The organism is Streptomyces sp. NPDC030840 (assembly GCF_055572015.1).
In genome coordinates this window covers 92,405-111,492 of sequence record NZ_JBVIEE010000018.1, presented here as the reverse complement: position 1 = coordinate 111,492, position 19,088 = coordinate 92,405, and the positions used below count along the sequence as shown (strand labels likewise).

Below are 19,088 nucleotides of genomic sequence, written 5' to 3'. Positions count from 1 at the left end.
AGGCCGAACTGGAGCGAGCCCAGCAGCACCGAGGCACTGCCTGGCGCCTGCGGGGCGCGCGGTGGCGAGAGCAGTGGCGTTGGCGGCCGCCGGACCGAGAGAGGAGGCGGCGGGGGGAACCAGGACGACGGCCGCCGGCCACGGAGCCGTCCCACCATCGCCGTCCCGCACAGCACGGGGGAGCAGATCACCATGACCGTGAGCCCGGCCAGAGGCGGTGGCCGTGGACTCCGGCACGGCGGGAACCGGGAGCGGTGCGGGGCGCTCCCGTGGCCGGAGACGTTCATCACGCCGCGCGCGGGCTCCGGTCGCAGTGCCTCGGGCGACGTCCGCGAGCGCCCAGTAGCGGTCGGGGGCTCTGCGGTTCACCCGCCGAGCCGCCGTACCCTTTCCGCGTCGCAGGTGCGGGGACAGGTCGAGCAGGCCTCGCCCGGGCGGATCGTGTAGTAGAGGCAGCAGCCGGTACGGGTGCGGGTGGGGTGTTCGCGGCCGTCGGCGGTGCGCAGGTGGCGGAAGCCGGCGCCGCCGGGGAAGGGGGCCAGGGCGGAGGGCAGGATGTCGGTCGCGGCGCGCACGGCGGTGGCCTCCTCGCCGAGCACCCGGCCGAGGTACCAGATGCCCGAGACGAGGTCGTCGGCGACCATGCCCCACAGGGCGCGTGACCCACGCCGTGTGTATGGACCGATCGCCTCCAGGACGGGGCCCATGTGACCGGCGACCGCCTGCCTCAGCTCGCCCCGCAGCGCCTCCTCGTGGGTCAGGGGCAGGGCACCGGGCAGCGCGGCGGCCGGGTCGTCGGGTAGACAGGCGAGGCGGGTGCCCGGCGTCACCTCGAACGCTCCGGCCGCGAGGTCGATCCGAACGTCCTCGGGGGCGATGTGCGGCACCCTCCGCTCCAGGTACCAGACCCCGCCCATCAGCAGGCCCACCGACCAGGCGTAGTCGTGGAGGGCCCGCGAGGCGGCGACATGGCGGGGTGCGGCGTGGTCGAAACGGTCCTGGATCCGGGCGGCCTCCGCGGCGACGAACGCCTCGACCTGTTCCTGGCCCTCTGTCAGGCACGGTCCCGACGGGCGAGGTCGACCGGCGTACGTGACGCGCACCGACAGCACCTCGCAGAGCGAGGCGAGCCGCTGGTACGACGCGGCCAGGAGTCCGGGCACGTCCGTGCCGGCGTCCGCCGGCGCGAGGTCGAGGGCCACGGTCATCGGAACTCCAGAGAGTGAGACTTCAGGGCGAGATAAAAGGTAAGGCTTACCTTAGTCTGAAGATCGAGTGCTGATGACCAGGAGCGGCCGGGTGGCGGTGTGTGAGGTGGCGCGCAATCGATGACCTGCGAAATCGCCTTCCGGTGGCGGCGGGACTTCGGTGGTGTGGTGATCGCGTGGCCGGTTGAGAGCTTAAGCTTGCCTAACCTAAGCTCACGCCTTGTGGCCGTGACCGAACAGGCGGCACCTTCCGGTGCGCCACCCTTCCGTGCCCTCCGGCACGGACCCCACTTCCTCGCCGGGCTCGGGGCCCCTCTCGTGCTGGGGCTCACCCACGCCGTCCCCGAGTACCTGTGGATCGCGTCAGCGGGCGCGGCCGGTGCCGCGCTGTTCACCCGGGGGCTAGGGACCGCGGGCCTCGGCACGGCATGGTTCGTACTGGATGGCGCCGTGCTCCAACCCCTCTTGCTTCCAAGGGCGTTGCAAGTGATGTCGCCAGGGCGTCGGCTTGCCGGCGGCGCGCGGCCGGCCGGCGGGCTGCATCGGCAGCGCATTTCCGGGCGCCGCGCTGCTCGGTGTGTCGGCGTGGACGTCCGGGCTCGCCGTCACCCGGCTCGGCCGAGCAGAGGCTCGCCGGCGCGGTGAAGGCCACCGGTGCCCAGCCGCCCGAGAGGTGAGTCCCTGCCGCGAGGTGACTCCCGCGCCCGGGGGAGTGCTGTACCGAGCGGCCACGGCCACCTCTCACAACCAGCCATCCGCCCAAGGAAGTTGTCACCAGAACACCCATGCGCCTGTACCTGCTCGCCCTCAACCCCACCGACTCCGTCACCGACGGCTTCCTGCCCGCCGCCGCCCGGCTCGGCCTCGATGTCACCGTCCTCACCGACCAGCCCGACGCCCACCGCCGCACCTGCCCCGGCATCGAGATCCTGGAGTGCGACGTGCGCGACTTCCGCGCCGTCGTCACGCGCGTCTCCACGCACCGCACCCCGGACGCCGTCTTCACCAACAGCGACCACCTCCAGACACAGGCCGCACTGGCAGCCCACTACTTCGGCCTCCCCGCCAAGGACTGGCGGGCCACTCTGCGTACCAAGGACAAGGCCGAGATGCGCCGCCGGCTCGCCGCCGCGGGCGCCGACACCGTCTGGTCCGCGGAGATCACCGAACACACCGACCCCTTCACCCTCGACGCCCCGTACCCCTGTGTCGTCAAGCCCCGTGAGGGCGTGGCCAGCGAGGACGTCGTGCTCGTCGACGGACCCGGGGAGCTGGCCGCGCACAGCAAGGAGATCCTCGCGCGCCGCCCCGGAGCCACACTGGTCGTGGAGGAGTACCTGCCGGGCGAGCTGTACACGCTGGAGACCCTCGGAGACGGCCGCGTCCGCCACGTCCTGGGCGGCTTCCACACCGAGCTGTCCCCGCCGCCGTACTTCATCGAGGAGCGGATGACCTTCGTCCCCGCCCACCCCGAGCCGGTCGCCGGCCAGGTCCTCGCCCAACTCGACGCGCTCGGTGTCGGGTTCGGCGCCTGTCACACCGAGTTCGTGGTCCACGAGGGCCGGGCGCGCCTCATCGAGGTCAACTACCGGGCCATCGGCGACCAGTGCGACCTGCTGCTCGCCCAGCTCCTGGACATCCCGCTCTTCGAGCACATCCTGCGCACGCACCTGGGCGAACCCCTGCCCGCGGACCTGGGCGCGCGCCGCGACGGAGCGGCCCGGCTGGCGTACCCGTGCGCCGAGCGCGCGGGAACCCTCACCGCCGCACCCGGAGCCACCGAACTCCGTGCGGGCGGCGTGCACGTGACGTACCGTCCGCTCCGGCCGGTCGGCGAGCGGCACGAGCTGTACCGCACCAACCGCGACTACCTGGGCGTCCTGCGGGTGGTCGGCACCGACCAGGAAGCCGTGGACCGCGCGACGGCCGGGTTCCTAGCGGCCCGGAACTGGGTGATCGAGCCATGACGACGACCCAGGCGATCTCGCCGGCGATGACGACATCCGCGGACCTGGATCCCGTCGAGTCCGGACTGCTCACCCGCGTGCTCAGCGCCCTGCTCCGTGAGGACGTCGTCGGCCTGCGCACGCGCAGCGCACTCGTCCACCGGCCCGACGGCCCCTGGCTCCGGCTGCCCACCGAGAACGACGCCCTGCTGCTGCCGGTCGCCGAGGACGGGTTCCAGTGCGCGTACGCGGCCCGATTGCCGCTGCTCGTCAGGGAGTCGGACGGTGCCGGGGCGATGGGGTACGAGACCGTCCTCGCCCACCTGCGCGCACTCGCCGAGCCCGTCGACCGCGACGGCTTCGACGCCTTCGCCGAGGAGTGCCGCCAGACGCTCGCCGCGATGCGGCTGCACGCCGAGACGGCCGAGGCGGTGCACGAACGGCTCGCCGAGCGTTACGGCGCCGACCCCGCCCACTGGAACGGCCTCACCGGCAGCCTCGCCCACGACGCGCTCGCCGCGCGCCTCGACCACCCGGTGTACCCGACCGCTCGTGGCCGCTCCGGGCTCACCGAGGACCAACTCCTCGCCTACGCACCTGAGTTCCACCCGCGGTTCGCGCTGCGCTGGCTCGCCGTACCGAAGGGCGCGCTCACCGTTTCCGGGAGCCTGCCGGAGTGCTGGCCCACGCCCGCCGCGCTCGGGCTGGCCGAGCTGGACCGCACCCATGTCGCCGTTCCCGTCCACCCGTTGGCCATCGGCACCGCCCTGGACGAGGCGCTCCGCGAGACGGGACTGACCGGCCGCGCGGTGCTCGCCGACCACGGACACCTCGACGTGGTCCCCACGCTGTCGGCCCGTACCGTCGCACTGGCCGCCGACCCGGCGCTGCACCTCAAACTCCCGTTGCCCACGGCCACGCTGGGCCTGCGCAACAAGCGCTCCATCAAGCCCGGCACTCTGATCGACGGTGCGGCGGGGCAGCGGCTGCTGGAAGCGGTCGTCGACCGTGAACCCCGCTTCCGGGAGCAGGTCCTGCACGCCGACGAGACCGTGTACGCGCACGCCGGGCACGAGATGCTGGCCGTGCTGTGCCGCCGCTACCCGGAAGGGCTCGACGACTCGGTCGTCGTGCCCATGGCCGCGCTGCTCGCCGAGGCCCCGGGCGGGCGACTGGTGATCGACCACCTGGCCGACCGCTTCCACGACGGTGACGTGGTCGCCCTCCTGGACGCCGTGCTCACGCTCCTCTTCGACTGGCAGGCCACGCTCTTCGGCCACGGGATCGCCCTGGAGTCCCATCAGCAGAACATCTCGCTCGTCCTGGGACCGCGCCCCGGCGAGCTGCGGCTGCTGCTCAAGGACAACGACGGGCCGCGGATCAACACCGCACGGCTGGAGGCGTCGATCAGGGGGCCATGGGGCTTCGACGACCCCCGGACGTTCTGCTGCGACGACGGCCCGGTCGCCGACCTGTTCGCCACCATCACCCTCCATCTGTGCGCGGGCGCCCATGCGTTCGGGCTCGCCGGGCGCGGCCGGGCCTCCCTGCCGCGGCTGCTGACCCTCGTACGGGACCGGCTCACTCAGGCCGTGGACCGGCTGGGCGGCGAGCCCGGAGCCGTTCTGCGCGCACGGGTGCTGGAGGCGCCCCGGCTGCCGGTGAAGGCCATGGTCACCGCCGGGACGCTGCTCAGCAAGGAGCGATCGGGAGCGGCCGACATCAACAAGCACTACACGACGGGCCCCAACTACCTGCTGCCGGAGGGCAACGCGGCGAACGGGGCGGCGGCTTGAGCGCCGGGACGCGCCGCACGGGGCGGCGGCACGAGCGCCGGGGCGCGGCGCATGCCTCGCCGCACGTTCGACCGCCGGCAGGTGCACGCCGTGGCCGGCTGCTGCTTCGTGGCGTCCTTCGCCGCGTCGGGCTTCCCGCCGTACCTGGCCGAGGTCCTTCCGGAGCCGGGCGGCCGGACGGTCCGCTGGGCGGGCGTGCTGTTCGTGCTGTCCACGGTGTCCGGCGCGCTCGCCGCCCCGCTCCGGGGACGGCTCGCCGACCGCTTCGGGCGCGAACGGCTGCTTCCGCGTGCTCAGTTGCGGCTCCCCGTGTCGTTTCTGCTCGCCGGGTGGGCCGACTCGCTCGTCTCGTTCACGGCGGCGCCCGTACGACAGGGCTTCCTCGGCGGCACGTTCGCGTGTCGGTCCTCGCCGCCGCCTGCGGACAGGGGCGGGCACCCGGCGGGCCGTCCGGGCCGCCGGAGTTCTTCTCCACGGCCGGGACCGTCGCGGCCGGAGCCGCCGCGGCCACGGGCAGCGCCCGCTTCGGCCCGACCGCTCCCGTCGTCACCGGTGGTGCCGCCGCGGCGCTCACCGCCCTCGCCACCGTCACCGTCGCTCTGAACCCCCGCTGGAGCCGCTGATGTCCCCCCTCTCCGACGCCCTCGCCACCGCGTCTCTGCCCACCGCCGACGACGCGGTGGCCCACACCCTCCTCAACTGCCTGGTGCGCGAGGTGTCCGGCCCCGAGCGGCAGACCACCGTCGCCGACGGTCATCTGCTGGTGCGGCTGCCCCGCCGCGGCGTTCTGCTGCGCGCCGCGCTCCGCCGTACCTCGCTGCTCGGCGCGCACCGCTTCACCGGACCCGTGCACGAGGAGACCGGCACCGGCCGGCGGGAGGTCGACTGGCGCCGCCTCGCCACGTACACCCACGACGAACTGTTCCTGCGCACCGGCGTGCGCAACGAGGAGTTCCTGCGGCAGATCGCCTCCAGCCACCACACCGTCTCCGCCGCCCTCGACGCACGCGGCAGCGCCGACGGCGACGGGCGCCCGGACTACCTCGCCTCCGAGCAGTCCCTCCTCTTCGGGCACCGCTTCCACCCCACCCCCAAGGCCCGCACCGGCGACGTGGACGCGTGGCGGACGTACGCGCCCGAGACCGGGGCGTCCTTCCCCCTGCGGCACCTCGCCGTGCGCGACCACCTGATCGCCGAGGACAGCGCCGAGCCCGGGGCCACCGCCGTCCTCGACACCCGGCGCGACGACGTCCCGGACGGCTACCGGCTGTTGCCCGCGCACCCCTGGCAGTACGAGATGCTGCGCACCCACCCGGCCCTGCGCGAGGCCCTCGGCCGCGGGGACGTCCTCGACCTCGGCCCCGGCGGCAGTCCCTTCGCCGCCACCGCTTCCGTGCGCACTCTCTTCGACGGTGACGCGTTCCTGAAGTTCAGCCTCAACGTCCGCATCACCAACTGCCTGCGCAAGAACGCCAGTTACGAACTCTCCGGAGCCGTCGCCCTCACGCGGGTCCTCGCCCCGGTGCTGGCCGAGCTGGAGGTCCGCTTCCCCGGCAGCGCCATGCTCCGCGAGCCCGCCTACCGCAGCCTCGCCCTGCCCGGCCCCGACGGCACCTCTGACCGCACCCTGCTGGAGGGCTTCGGCGTCATCGTGCGCGAAGGCCTCTCCCGGCGGCTGCTGCCCGGCACGACCCCGCTGCTCGCGGCCGCCGTCGCCGACGAGTACCCCACCGGCCCCGCGCACGTGTCCCGCCTCCTCGGCGGAGCCGGTCCCCGGGCCGTCCTCGACTGGTGGGCCGCCTACCTGCGGCTCCTCGTCCCGCCCGTCCTGGCCGCCTACTTCGACCACGGCCTGGTCCTCGAACCCCACCTGCAGAACGTGCTGATCTGCGTCGACACCGACGGTATGCCCGCCCAGGTCCTCTTCCGCGACCTGGAGGGCACCAAGCTCGTCCCCGAGCACCACGCCGGCACCCTCGCCGCGCTGCCGCCCGAGGTCGCGGGCCCGATGGCGTACGACGGCCGGCGCGGCTGGGACCGCGTCGTGTACTGCCTGCTGGTCAACCACGTCGCCGAACTCCTCGCCGCCCTCGCCGACCTGCACCCCGGGATCGAGGCCGAGCTGTGGGGCAGGGTCCGGGCCGCCCTCCGGGCCTACGCGGACCGCGACGGCTGCCCGCCCCGCCTCGCCGCCCTGCTCGCGGGAGTTCCGCTCCCCGCCAAGGCCAATCTGCTCACCCGCTGGGAACGCAAGGCCGACCGCGAGGCCGGCTACGTCCGCCTGCCCTCCCCGCTCGCCGAGGACATCCTGCTCCGGAGTGCCCGATGACCCGTCCCACGTCCTCCGTCCGCGACCGCGTGCTGTCCCTGCCGAGCACCGAGCTCCCCGCCTACATCCATGACCTGGACGCCCTGCGCGAGCACGCCGCCGCCGTGCGGGCCGCACTGCCGCCGCGCGTCGAGCTGTACTACGCGGCGAAGGCCAATCCCGAGCCGGAGATCCTGACCGCGCTGGCACCTTACGTCGACGGGTACGAGGTGTCCTCCGGAGGCGAGCTCATCCACGTGACGAAGGCCGTGCCGGCACACCCGCTGGCCTTCGGCGGCCCGGGCAAGACCCCGGACGAGATCACCTCAGCGCTGGAGCGGGGTGTCGGCCGCTTCCACGTGGAGAGCGAGCACGAGCTGCGGGTGCTGGCCGAGCTGGCGCGGCGCGTCGTACCGGGGGAGCGGGTGGCGGTCCTGCTCCGCTTCAACCTCGCCATGGCCGACGGCACGCTGGCGGGCAGCTCCCTGGCCATGGGTGGGCGCCCCACCCCCTTCGGCCTCGACCCGTCCCGGGCGGCCCCCGTGCTCCGCGCCCTCACGGACGGCACCCACCCGCACCTCGAACTCCGCGGCGTGCACGCCCACCTGGCCAGCGGGCTCGACGCCCCCGACCTCCTCGCGGTGGCCCGCGCCGTCGTGACCTGGGCGGCGCAACTCGGCGTCCCGATCGGCGAGGTCAACGTGGGGGGCGGGATGACCGTGGACTACGCCGAGCCCGAGAGCCGCTTCGACTGGGCCGCGTACGGCGAGGGCCTCTCCCGGCTGGCCGACGAGTACCCGGACCTGACCCTGCGCATCGAACCCGGCCGCGCCCTCACGGCGTACTGCGGCTGGTACGCCACCGAGGTGCTGGACGTGAAGCACAGCCACGGCGAGGAGTTCGCGGTGGTCCGCGGTGGCACGCACCATCTGCGCACGCCCGCGGCCAAGGGGCACGACCAGCCCTGCTCGGTGCTGGAGGTGGACGGCTGGCCCCACCCGTGGCCGCGTCCGGCGGCCGGCGGCGACCGCGTCACGCTCACCGGCCAGCTGTGCACCCCGAAGGACGTCCTCGCCCGCCACGTCCACGCCCCGGGGCTGCGGGCCGGGGACCGGGTGGCGTTCGCCCTGGCGGGGGCGTACGCGTGGAACATCTCCCACCACGACTTCCTGATGCACCCGCGGCCCGGCTTCCACTTCCTGGGGGCGGGTGACCGTTGACAGGGGACGGGCGGGGGCGCAGACTTCAGCGCGAGCAATGAAGTGAAGCAAGTTTCACTGGGCGAACAGAACGCCCGGGGAGTCACACTGAGAAGGCGCACACGTCCGTGTCCGGAGGCCGCTCCGGGCCCGGGCCCGTCCTCGACGACGAGGAGAAGTTCATGCACACGACCGTCGGGATCATCGGCGGCGGCCCCTCCGGCCTGCTGCTCGCCCGCCTGCTGCACAACGCCGGGATCGACAGCGTCGTCCTGGAGAGCCGCGACCGGGCGTACGTCGAGCAGCGGCAGCGGGCGGGAATCCTGGAGCAGGCCACCGTGGACGTCCTGCGTGCCGCGGGCGCGGGGGAGCGGCTGGACCGCGAGGGCATGCCCCACGACGGCATCGAGCTGCGCTACGGCCGCCGCGCCCACCGGGTCGACTTCCCCGCGCTGACCGGCGGGCGCCGCGTGTGGGTCTACGCCCAGACCGAGGTGGTGAAGGACCTCATCGCCCTCCAGCTCGCCGACGGCGGCCCGCTGCACTTCGAGGCGCAGGTGCACGCGGTGGAGGGAGCCGACACCGACAGGCCGGTGATCCGCTACACCCACGAGGGCCGCGAACAGACGCTGACCTGCGACTACGTGGTCGGCTGCGACGGCTTCCACGGCGTGACCCGCGACGCCGTCCCCGAGGGCGTGCGCACGACGTACGAGCGGACGTATCCGTACTCCTGGCTGGGCATCCTCGCCGACGCTCCGCCCGTCTACCACGAGCTGATCTACGCGCACTCCGAGCGCGGCTTCGCCCTGGCGAGCATGCGCTCCGAGTCCGTCAGCCGGCTCTACCTCCAGGTGCCCAACGGCACGGACCCGGCCGACTGGTCCGACGAGCGGATCTGGGACGAGCTGGACGCCCGCTTCGCGCTCGACGCGAACCCCGAATGGCGCCTCAAGCGCGGCACCGTGACCTCCAAGGCCGTGCTGCCGATGCGCAGCCACGTCACCGAGCCGATGCGCTACGGGCGGGTCTTCCTGGCCGGCGACGCCGCCCACATCGTGCCGCCCACCGGAGCCAAGGGCCTCAACCTGGCCGCCGCCGACGTCATCGTCCTGGCCCGCGCCTTCGCGCACCTGAAGGACACCGGCTCGGCCGACCTGCTCGACACCTACTCCGACACCTGCCTGCGCCGGGTGTGGCGCGCGGAGCACTTCTCGTACTTCATGACGACCACCCTGCACACCGACCCGGAGCAGTCGCCGTTCGAGACGAAGCTCCAGCTCTCCCAGCTCGACCGCGTCGCGACCTCCGAGCACGCCGCGGCCGAGCTGGCGGAGAACTACACGGGGCTGCCGCTCGCCCAGTAGCCGCTTCCTCAGTAGCCGACGCGGAAGGTCGCGTCCTGCCGGTCGGTGGCGGTCGAGATCGGGTCGATGCGCAGGACGTAGTCGGAGTGCCGGATGTAGCGGGTCGGGTTGTTGTACGAGCGGAAGGACGCCCAGGCGGAGTCCGCCAGGCCGGCCGTGCGGTGGAAGGTCGCGTCCGCCGCGAACGTCGACGTGCCGTCGTTGGCGTCGAGGCGCAGCGCGTAGTTGTAGTGCCGCAGGTAGCGGGTGGGGTAGTTGACCGACTGGAAGGACACGGCGGAGCTGTCGGCGAGGCCGGGCACGAGCTTCCACTGGGAGTCGGTGTACAGGTCGAACGGGTAGGTGTCGATGCGGCCGACGTAGTTCGCGTGACGGACGTAGCGCGCCGGGTAGTTGTAGGACTTGAGCCGGTTCCAGGCCGGTGCGCCCCACTTGGCGAGCAGGTTGTCGTACTCGGTGGTGGTGATGGCCGCGATGCCGCAGTGCTTGGAGTTGACCGGCTGTGTGTAGGTCTTCTGGTCGAGGGCGGTCCAGGTGCCGGACGCGAGGTCGGACGTCTGCCACGCGTAGAAGACGCCGTTGGGCGTGTAGGTGTCTCCCCACAGGTACCAGGTGTTCGAGGTCAGCGACTTGAACACGGTGGGTGCCTCGGTGCCGCCGTGTGCGACACCGGTGCTGAACTCGGTGAAGCTCCCCGGGTCGAGCGAGGTGGAGCGAGCGCCGACGAGGGTCTGGTTCTTCTTGAAGTAGAGGTAGTTGACGCCGTTCACGCCGACGGTCATGTTGCCGTCGATGACGTCGTAACCCGGGTCGAAGAAGACCTGCGGGGCGGAGGCCGTGACGAAGTCGCTGGTGTAGTTCACCATGATCACGTTGTGGCCGCTGGAGTTCACCGAGGAGTAGATGACCGCGTACTGTCTCCGCCCGGCGTCCCAGAACGCTTCCGGAGCCCAGCTGTGGGTGGTCATGTCGTGCAGCTTGAGGCGGCGGTAGCCGGTGAAGGTGCGCAGGTCCGCGGAGTCCCAGACGTGGATGTACTGGCTGTTGTAGCTCCAGTCGGTGCCCTTGAGGTCGGTGGCGAGGACGACGAAGGTGCCGTTCTGCTTGCGCATGACGAAGGGGTCGCGCAGACCGAGCGCGCCCGTCGTGGGGGTGGCGACGGGGTTGTTCTGGTTCAGCGGCGTCCAGTTCAGCGCGTCGGGGCTGACCGCGAGGTGGAGACCGTAGTCGGTGCCCGCGCCGAGGCTGGTCGACTCGGTGAAGTAGACCATCACGTAGGCGGAGTCGGCGGCGTGGGCGGTCCCCGCGCCGAGGCTCATCACCCCGGTCATGGCGAGGGGAGTGGCGGCGGCCATGCCGAGGAAGAGCCGGCGGGACGGCTGGGGGCCCGGGTGTGGTCTCGCGTTCATCTGGTCTCCAAAGGGCGTGGAGGAGCCGGGGAGGGGTGAGGCGGCCAGGGAAGTGGCCGTAATTTCGAACAGGGTTCGGTGGATCGGTCAGAAGGTAGGGGTGCGTCGGGAGCTCGTCAATCGATCTGCCGTACTTCCAGGACTTCTGTGTGAAGCGAGTGCACGGTCACCTCGGTCCTCGGCCAGGCCGACCTCGTGGTGGTCAACGCCAAAGTGATGCTCGGCGCCCCTGACGACACAGCCCGGGCCGACGGGTCCACGCCGGCTCGGTGGCCGGGCACCTTCACAGCCCGAACTGGTCGGTCCACGGCGCGGCCAAGGCCGCCTGGGCCCGCTGTCCGACGACGACATCGCCGGGACCATCGCCTTCGCGGTCGCGGCGCCCGCGCACGTCAATGTCGCCGAACCGGCCGTCGTGCCCGTCCGGCAAGGCTGACCGGTTTCCAAGATTGCCAGCGCCGCCGGGTCGTGCCCATACTGTGCCGGTCGCACGGGGGGAGACCACGGGCTTGAGCGGAAGACGTATGCCTGCCGCGTTACGGGGAACCAGGCACCACGCACTGGTACTCGGCGCGGCGGGGCTCGCCGTGCTGCTGGCCGCGACCGTCCTGGCCGCGCTGGCCGCTCTCACCGAGAAGGCGGTCGAGGGCGGGGTGCAACGGCGGCTCGCCGGCGACCCCGAGGCAGTGATCGAGGTCTCCGGGCCGTACGAGGCGGGCGACAACGAGACGGGTGACAACGGGTCGGGGGACGCGAGGACGGACGGCCTCGTACGGGCCGCCGTCGACCGCACCTTCGGCGGCGTACCGCACCACACCTGGTCCGCGTTACGGTCCCCGGACAGCCGCTCCGCCCAGCTCCCGGTCACCGAGGCGGGCGGGCGGCAGCGCGACGACGCGGGCGTGTCCGTGGTCGCCCTCCAGCAGGAGTCCCGGCACGCCCGGCTGACGGCGGGACGCTGGCCGCGCTCGACCGGGGACGCGGGCACCGTCGAGACCGCGCTCACCGACGTGTATGCCGCGCGCCTCGGGGTGCGGCCCGGCGACGAGTTACGCATCCAGGCGAACGACGGATCCCAGATCCGCATGCGGGTGGCCGGGCTGTACCGGGCGGACGGCCGCAGCCCGGCCGTCTGGGCGAACCTGAGCAGCGCCCTCGGCAACTCCGAGTCCATCGCCCTGGTGCCACGACCGGCACTGACCTCGACCCCCGCCCTGGCCCGGGACGCCGACGCGCTCTGGCTCGCCGTACCGGACGCCGGCAGCCTGCGGCTCGACGACATCGGTCCCCTGGAGCGGCGCGCCGACGCGTTCGGCGGCAGCGACGTCTCGCTCTCCGTCTACCGCGGTACACGGCCCGCGGACGGCCTGAGCGCCGAGTCACAGCTCGACGACGCCCTCGACGCCCTGTCCACGCCCATCGCCGTGGCCCGGGCCGGCCTCTACGTTCCGGCGACCCTGCTGGCCGCCCTGGCCGCCGCCGCCCTCGTGCTGACCGCCCGCCAGATCGCCGAGCACCGCCGCCCCGAACTGGCCCTGCTGGCCGCGCGCGGCGCCGGAACACCACGGCTGGCCTCGGCGACGGTGGCCCAGTGGGCGGCGGTCGCCGTACCCGCGGGACTCGCCGCGCCCTTCCTCGCCGGTCCGCTGCTGCGGCTGCTCGACGGGGCCGGACTGATACCCGGCGACGTGCCCGCGACGGGGACCCTGGCCGTCGGCTGGGCGGCGGCACTGCTCGCCGTCGTCGTGCACGGGGCCTCCCTGCTGCTGCCCACCGTACGGACGGTGCGGGACCGGCACGCGGTGCGCCGTCTCCGGCTGCGGCTCGGGCGGTTCGCGGGGGCTCAACGACTGGGCGCCGACCTGGCGCTCGCGGCCGTCGCCGTGCTCGGCTGGCTCCAGCTGCGCCAGTACCGCTCCCCGGTCACCGACGGCGGCGTCGATCCCGTGCTGGTGCTCGCCCCCGTAGCGATGACCTGCGCCGCCGCCCTCCTCGCGCTTCGGGCCCTGCCCCTGCTCTCCCGCTTCACCGACCCTCTCGCACGGCGCGGCACCGGACTCGTACTACCCCTGGGCGCCTGGCAGATGGGGCGGCGCGCGGCACGGCACGCCGGACCCGCGCTGCTGGTGACACTGGCGCTGGCCGTCGCCGCGCTCAGCAGCACCGCGCTCGCCATCCTGGACCGCGGCGACCACGACCAGGCAGTCTTCCAAGTGGGCTCCGACCTGCGGATCGAGCCGAGCGACCGACTCCCGGCCGACGAACGCCGCACGACGTACGCCGCGTTGCCCGGCGCCCGGTCCGTCACCCCCGTCGTCGACACGAACGGCTACGTCGCCCAGAGCTGGATCACCGTCACCGGTATCGCCACCGAGCGCGGCCCCGCCCCGGCCCTGCGCCCCGACCTCGCCGACCGGCCCCTCGCCGACCTCGTCGCCCCCCTCGGCCGGGACGTCCCCGACTACGGACTGCCCCTCGCCGGCGCCCCACGCGAACTCCCCCTCCGCGTCCGCCTGTCCGCCGACGGGCGCGGCACCCCCCGGCCCGTCCTCCTCTCCCTGCACCTCGTCGACGCCGACGGCCTCACCCACACCAGTGAGGTGGCCCTCGACGACACCGGCGGCAAGGTCCGCACGGTCCGGCTGAAGCTCCCGGCCGGCGGTGAGGGCCTGCGCGTCGTCCAACTCGGCGTGAGCATGAAGGGCGAGCGAGTGCGGCGCACCTACCGCCTCACCGTCGACCAGATACCCGGCCTCACCCGGCCCGCCGCCTGGCACGACCTGCGCGCCGACGCCCCCGACCGGCACGCCGCCGGATGCCCGGCGGCCAAGCCGGGCAGGGGATCCGGGAGCGCCCCGGGACCCGTGCTCTGCGCCGACCGGCCCGGCTCCGGCACGCTGCTCGACGCGGTGCTGCGCGGCCCCGACACCTCGGTCAAGTACCCGACATGGAACCTGCGCCTCGGTACGGACCGCGCCCAGGACCGCCCGGCCGCGCCCGCCCTCGCCGACCGCTCCCTGCTGAACTCCGGCGTGGTCCGCGTCGGCGACACGGTCACGTTCCGGCGCGCCGGCGGCGGCACGGCCCGGATCAAGGTCGTCGGGGAGATCGACGCCGTACCGGGCGGCGAACGGGACCATCCCCGCATGCTCGCCGACTCCCGTGCCATGGCCGCCCAGTTGGCGCTCGACGGTGTTCTGCCCGGCGCCGAGACCGCCTGGTGGGTGGCGGCCGACCACGGAGACGCCACAGCAGCGCTGCGCGCCGTCCAGGCCGACCCCCGCCTCGGCACAGCCGTCGACGTGCCCCACAGGCGGGCCCTGCTGGCCGCCGACCCGCTCCGGCAGGGCGCGCGCGGCGCGCTCACTCTGTGCCTGGTGCTCGCGCCGGCGTTCGCCGTCGTCGGCTTCACCCTGCACACGGCGCTCTCCGCCCGCGCACGGGCGAGGGAGTTCGCGCTGCTGCGGGCACTGGGCGTACGACGCGGCCAGCTCGCCGCGTACCTGTGGACCGAACAGCTCGCCCTCGCCGGTGTCGCGGCGGTGCTCGGCACCCTGCTGGGCACCGCGCTGGCCGCGCTGATCATGCCGGTGGTCACCGTCGACGACACCGGCCGGCCGGTCTACCCCGGGCTGCTCACCGACGTGCCGTGGGTGCGCGTGGCTCTCACGGCGGGCGCGACGACGCTCGTGATCTGCGCGGTGGTGACCGTCGCCGCCAGGGTCCTGGGGCGGGTCGACCTGGCCCGGGTGCTGCGCGCGGGGGAGGACCGATGACGCGATCGAGTGCCGCGCATGGGGAGAGAGCCGATGGCGGGGCGGAGGCCGCGCGCGGGGAGACGACCGATGGCCCGTCGGAGGCCGCGCGCGGGAGGAGACCCATGAGGCGCCCCACACGGCGGCCCGTCCCCGTCGCCCTGCGCGAGGCACGGGCCGAACTCCCGTTGCTCGCCTGTCTGATGGTCCTGACAGCCCTGCTCAGCGCCGTCGCCGCCGCGAGCCCGGCCGTCCTCGACCGGTTCGCCGGGCAGGCACTCGCCTCACGGCTGGAGCGGGAGCAGCGGGCCGAATCCGGAATCCAGCTCAGCGCGGCGTTCGACCCCGAGTTCCCGAGCACCCCGGCCGGGGACCTCGAAGAGGATCTGCGCCCCGTCACCACGGCCATCCGCAGCGCGGTCCCCGACGCCCTGGACGGCAGTCTCGTCCACGACTCCACCCGTGTCGAACTGCCCCTCGTCCGCACCAGAACGGCCTCCGGGGACGTCGGCCTGGGCCTGGTGTACGCCTCCGACGCTCCGGGCCGGGCCGCCTACGCCGAGGGACGGCCACCCGCCCCGGACGCCGAGGCCCTGGAGATGGCCGTGTCCACCCGCACCCGCGACGCGCTGAAACTGCGGCTGGGGCAGCGACTTCCCATCGAGCCACGTGCGCTGGGGAAGGTGAACGACACCGCTGTCGTGGTGGGGTTCTTCCGCGCGGGCGGCGACAGCGCGGCCGAAGCCACCGGCGCCGAAGCCACCGGCGCCGAGGGCACCGTGGGCGGGGACCGCCTCGTACGCGAACTGCCCCAACTGGCGCGCCCCGCCCAGTACCCGGCCGACGACGACTCCGGGCTCGCCTGGGAGGCCCGCGCCCTCGTCGCCCCGCGCACCGTCACCACCCTCCAGGCACAGGCCGACGCCACGCTCACCGCGACCTGGGGCATACGCCTGGACCTCGACGCGGGCACCGCCGCCAGGTTCGCCGACGACCGGGGGCAGGCCGACCTCGGGCAACTGCTCTACCAGTACCCACAGGACGCGCGCGACGGCTACTGCGGCGCCGAAGGGCTGAGCATGGTCTGCCAGATCGGCGCGCATCCGTCCTCCGCGCTGCTGTATCACACCCGACTCCCCGACGTGCTCGGCGAGTTCGCCCCGCAGTGGCGGCAGGGTCGCGTCGTCATCTCCTTCGCGCTCGCGTCCCTGATCGTGGTGGGGATGCTCGCCACCGTCGTCACGGCCCTGCTCGCGGTGCGCCGCCGCCTCGCCGCCCACCGGCTCCAGCGCGCCCGGGGTGCCTCCGCGACCGGTGTCGCGCTCACCCGGGCCGCGCAGACCGCGCCCGCCGTGCTGCTCGGGCTCGCCGCCGGGCTGCTCACGGCGTGGTCCCTTCCGTACGCGTCACCCGCGTACGGATACGGACTGCTCGTCGCCCTGCTCGTCTGGCTGCTCCTTCCCGCACTCACCTGGCACGCGCTGCGCGACGGTGCCACCGCCCTCCGCCACGAGCCGGTCCCGTACGCGGGCGGCCGCCGGATCGTGGCCGAGGTGACGGTGCTGCTGCTCGCCGCCGGCGGTGTGGCCGCGCTGCGGGCCCGGGGCACGACGGGGGCCGCCGGTCCCGATCCACTGCTCGCCGCGGTCCCCGCCCTGCTGGGGCTCGTCACCGTCGGCGTCCTCGTACGCTGCTACCCGCTTCCGGTACGGTTCCTGGCGCGCTGGTCGGCACGGAGGCGCGGCGTCGTGGCGGTCGTCGCGCTGTCCCGGGCGGCGAAGGACGCCCCGGCCCGGGCGCTCGCGCTGCTCGTCCTGGTGGTGACGCTGGCCGGAGCGGTGTTCGGCGGACTGATCGCCGGTACGCTCGCGGACGGGCGCCGTGAGGCCGCCGCCTGGCAGGTCGGCGCCGACGCGTCCTTCCGCGGCGCGGAACGCAACCCCGCCCTCGCCGCACTCCTGTCCCACGTCGACGGGGTGCGCGACTCCGTCGGAGTGCGCCAGCTGCGCGTCGACCCGACCAGCGGAACCAGCGGCGAGCGGTACGGCGTCGGCAGCCTCGTCGGTGTCGACGGCGCCGCACTCCGCGAGGCCGCGCCCGGCTCGGCCGCGGCACGCGCGCTCGACGCCGCCGGACTCACCGGAAAGGGACGCGGTGACGGCGGTGACCAGGACATCCCCGTCCTCGCCACCGGTGCCCGGGCCGGTGACCTGCTGACCATCACCTCGCACGCCCGCACCCTGCGCCTGCGCGTGGTGGGCGTCCTCCCCGACGACGTGGCCCACGACCCCGCACTGGGCCCCGTCCGCAGCACCACCTCGCCCCGCGACCGGCTGCTGCTCACCGACAACCGCGAACTCGGCGCCTTCGAGGGGAACGACTTCGAGGAGTCCGCGCTCCTGCTGTACGGCCCGCGACTGGACGTTGAGGAACTGCGGTCACTCGTACCGCGCTCCGCCGCCGAGACCGCGGTCGGCGAACTGCGCGTGCGCGCCGAGGAGGAGGCCGACGCCGACGCCGACGGCATGGTCGACGTCCTGCGGACCGCGCACACCGCGTGCACCGCGCTCGCGGTCGTCCTCGCCCTTCTGGCCCTCGTCCTCGACCTGCTGCTGTCCGCTCCCGAACGCGGACGCACCGCCTCCTACCTGCGCACCCTGGGCCTCGGCGGCCGCGCCACCTCGGCACTGCACCTGGTGCAACTCCTGCCGATGGTGCTCGCGGCGCTGGTGGGCGGCACCGCACTGGGCCTGACGCTGCCCGCGCTGCTCGGACCCACCCTGGACCTGCGGGAGTTCACCGGCGGCCCGACGGCGCCCGCCTCGCACCCCGATCTGCTGCTGACCGCCGCCCTGGGCCTCGGGCTCGGCGTGCTCGTGGTCGCCGCGGTGGCCGTGGAAACCTTAATCGGGCGGCGCCGCGGCCTCGGCGCGGTCCTTCGCCTCACGGAGGAACGGTGACCGGAGATCAGGAACAGCAGTCTGGAGGAGCGGTGACCGAGCCCCACGTGAGCGACCTGCGCGTCCTGGAGGAGCGGGCCCGCGACGCCCGCCGCCCACGCGCCGACGACGGGGACGGGCTCGTCGTGTGCGACAACCTGGTCCGCGTCTACCGCACCGAGGAGGTCGAGGTCCAGGCCCTGCAGGGGCTCGACCTCGTCGTCGAGGAGGGCGAGTGCGTGGCGCTCGTCGGGGCGTCCGGTTCCGGCAAGTCGACGCTGCTGTCCATCCTGTCCGGCCTCGACCTGCCCACGGCGGGCCGTGCGCGGGTGGCCGGGCACGACCTGCTCGCCATGGGACGGCGCGAACGCCTCGCCTACCGCCGGCACACCGTCGGCTTCGTGTGGCAGCAGACGGGCCGCAACCTGCTGCCCTACCTCACGGCCCTGGAGAACGTGGCGCTGCCGATGAAGTACACGCGTGTCCCGCGCGGCAAGAGGGCCGAGCGCGCGGGTGAACTCCTCGACGTACTCGGCATCGCGCACTGCCGGGACCGGCGCCCCGCCGAACTCTCCGGCGGCGAACAGCAGCGCGTCGCCGTCGCGGTCGCCACCGCCAACGCGCCCCGCGTGCTGCTCGCCGACGAGCCCACGGGCGAACTCGACACCGCGAGCGGCGAGGACGTCTTCGCCGCCCTGCGCCGCGCCAACGAGGAACTCGGCGCCACCGTCCTCGTCGTCACCCACGACCCGCTCGTCTCCGGGCAGGTCCGCCGCACGGTCCGCATCCGCGACGGCCGCACGGCGACGGAGACCCTGCGCGACCCCGGGCGCACGTCCGCCGAGGAGTACACCGTCCTGGACCGCGCCGGCCGCCTGCAACTGCCCCGCGAGTACGTGGACCGCTACGGTCTGCGCGGACGGGTCCGCCTGACCGCCGAGGCGGACCACGTGCAGGTGTGGCCCGGCGGACCCGGCCGCGGGGGCGGCGGAGCCGACGAGGCCGGCACAGAAGCGCGGTGAGGAGCGCGGTGAGGGGGTGGGCGCGATCCCGCCCGGCGCGGACGTGCCACGATGCGCCCCGCACAAGCGGGCCGGAATCAGATCAACCACCTGTCGCACGCGGGAGACTGGTCCCTCGGGATCGGGGTGCTGACCAAGG

The 19,088-nt window shown here is 73.9% G+C and carries 12 protein-coding genes; 9 read left to right on the top strand and 3 right to left on the bottom strand.

Annotation, left to right across the window (positions count from 1 at the left end; all coding sequences use genetic code 11):
• Nucleotides 1-365: 365 nt before the first annotated feature.
• Nucleotides 366-1,208 (bottom strand): (2Fe-2S)-binding protein, encoded by an 843-nt coding sequence (locus ACZ49J_RS31655; protein WP_467453981.1) that lies wholly within the window; start codon nt 1,206-1,208, stop codon nt 366-368.
• Nucleotides 1,209-1,993: 785 nt separating this feature from the next.
• Between ACZ49J_RS31655 and ACZ49J_RS31650 the strand changes: the two genes are divergently transcribed.
• The 6 genes from ACZ49J_RS31650 (at nt 1,994) to ACZ49J_RS31625 (ending at nt 9,824) form a co-directional block, all read left to right on the top strand.
• A complete protein-coding gene (locus ACZ49J_RS31650; RefSeq protein ID WP_467453982.1) occupies nt 1,994-3,175 on the top strand; it encodes an ATP-grasp domain-containing protein in 1,182 nt (393 codons plus the stop codon).
• Nucleotides 3,172-4,950: an IucA/IucC family protein gene (locus tag ACZ49J_RS31645; RefSeq protein ID WP_467453983.1), complete on the top strand. Its 1,779-nt coding sequence runs from the start codon at nt 3,172-3,174 to the stop codon at nt 4,948-4,950. Before ACZ49J_RS31650 ends, ACZ49J_RS31645 begins: the two co-directional genes overlap by 4 nt.
• Before the next feature lie 398 nt (nt 4,951-5,348).
• Nucleotides 5,349-5,573: a hypothetical protein gene (locus ACZ49J_RS31640; protein WP_467453985.1), complete on the top strand. Its 225-nt coding sequence runs from the start codon at nt 5,349-5,351 to the stop codon at nt 5,571-5,573.
• Nucleotides 5,573-7,279: an IucA/IucC family protein gene (locus ACZ49J_RS31635; protein WP_467453986.1), complete on the top strand. Its 1,707-nt coding sequence runs from the start codon at nt 5,573-5,575 to the stop codon at nt 7,277-7,279. The genes ACZ49J_RS31640 and ACZ49J_RS31635 overlap by 1 nt, the downstream gene beginning before the upstream one ends.
• Entirely contained in the window at nt 7,276-8,478 is a 1,203-nt protein-coding gene (locus tag ACZ49J_RS31630) for a type III PLP-dependent enzyme (RefSeq protein WP_467453987.1), read from the top strand. The genes ACZ49J_RS31635 and ACZ49J_RS31630 overlap by 4 nt, the downstream gene beginning before the upstream one ends.
• Nucleotides 8,479-8,639: 161 nt before the next feature.
• Entirely contained in the window at nt 8,640-9,824 is a 1,185-nt protein-coding gene (locus ACZ49J_RS31625; protein ID WP_467454084.1) for a 4-hydroxybenzoate 3-monooxygenase, read from the top strand.
• A gap of 8 nt (nt 9,825-9,832) precedes the next feature.
• On the opposite strand, the gene ACZ49J_RS31620 is transcribed toward ACZ49J_RS31625, so the two are convergent.
• Nucleotides 9,833-11,233 (bottom strand): glycoside hydrolase family 43 protein, encoded by a 1,401-nt coding sequence (locus ACZ49J_RS31620; protein ID WP_467453988.1) that lies wholly within the window; start codon nt 11,231-11,233, stop codon nt 9,833-9,835.
• 283 nt (nt 11,234-11,516) lie between these two features.
• Nucleotides 11,517-11,663 (bottom strand): hypothetical protein, encoded by a 147-nt coding sequence (locus ACZ49J_RS31615; protein ID WP_467453989.1) that lies wholly within the window; start codon nt 11,661-11,663, stop codon nt 11,517-11,519.
• 94 nt (nt 11,664-11,757) lie between these two features.
• Here ACZ49J_RS31615 and ACZ49J_RS31610 point away from each other — a divergent pair, with 94 nt between their 5' ends.
• The 3 genes from ACZ49J_RS31610 (at nt 11,758) to ACZ49J_RS31600 (ending at nt 18,949) form a co-directional block, all read left to right on the top strand.
• Nucleotides 11,758-15,009 (top strand): ABC transporter permease, encoded by a 3,252-nt coding sequence (locus tag ACZ49J_RS31610; RefSeq protein WP_468351065.1) that lies wholly within the window; start codon nt 11,758-11,760, stop codon nt 15,007-15,009.
• A gap of 104 nt (nt 15,010-15,113) precedes the next feature.
• Nucleotides 15,114-17,948 (top strand): FtsX-like permease family protein, encoded by a 2,835-nt coding sequence (locus ACZ49J_RS31605; protein ID WP_467453991.1) that lies wholly within the window; start codon nt 15,114-15,116, stop codon nt 17,946-17,948.
• A 32-nt stretch (nt 17,949-17,980) separates the two neighbouring features.
• Complete coding sequence (locus tag ACZ49J_RS31600) at nt 17,981-18,949, top strand: ABC transporter ATP-binding protein (protein ID WP_467453992.1); 969 nt, start codon at nt 17,981-17,983, stop codon at nt 18,947-18,949.
• Nucleotides 18,950-19,088 lie beyond the last annotated feature (139 nt).

What these genes read in the sequence shown, in the direction of transcription:
- ACZ49J_RS31655 (WP_467453981.1), bottom strand. Translation starts at nt 1,208, where the DNA reads ATGACCGTGGCCCTCGACCTCGCGCCGGCGGACGCCGGCACGGACGTG.
- ACZ49J_RS31650 (WP_467453982.1), top strand. Translation starts at nt 1,994, where the DNA reads ATGCGCCTGTACCTGCTCGCCCTCAACCCCACCGACTCCGTCACCGAC.
- ACZ49J_RS31645 (WP_467453983.1), top strand. Translation starts at nt 3,172, where the DNA reads ATGACGACGACCCAGGCGATCTCGCCGGCGATGACGACATCCGCGGAC.
- ACZ49J_RS31635 (WP_467453986.1), top strand. Translation starts at nt 5,573, where the DNA reads ATGTCCCCCCTCTCCGACGCCCTCGCCACCGCGTCTCTGCCCACCGCC.
- ACZ49J_RS31630 (WP_467453987.1), top strand. Translation starts at nt 7,276, where the DNA reads ATGACCCGTCCCACGTCCTCCGTCCGCGACCGCGTGCTGTCCCTGCCG.
- ACZ49J_RS31625 (WP_467454084.1), top strand. Translation starts at nt 8,640, where the DNA reads ATGCACACGACCGTCGGGATCATCGGCGGCGGCCCCTCCGGCCTGCTG.
- ACZ49J_RS31620 (WP_467453988.1), bottom strand. Translation starts at nt 11,233, where the DNA reads ATGAACGCGAGACCACACCCGGGCCCCCAGCCGTCCCGCCGGCTCTTC.
- ACZ49J_RS31610 (WP_468351065.1), top strand. Translation starts at nt 11,758, where the DNA reads ATGCCTGCCGCGTTACGGGGAACCAGGCACCACGCACTGGTACTCGGC.
- ACZ49J_RS31605 (WP_467453991.1), top strand. Translation starts at nt 15,114, where the DNA reads ATGAGGCGCCCCACACGGCGGCCCGTCCCCGTCGCCCTGCGCGAGGCA.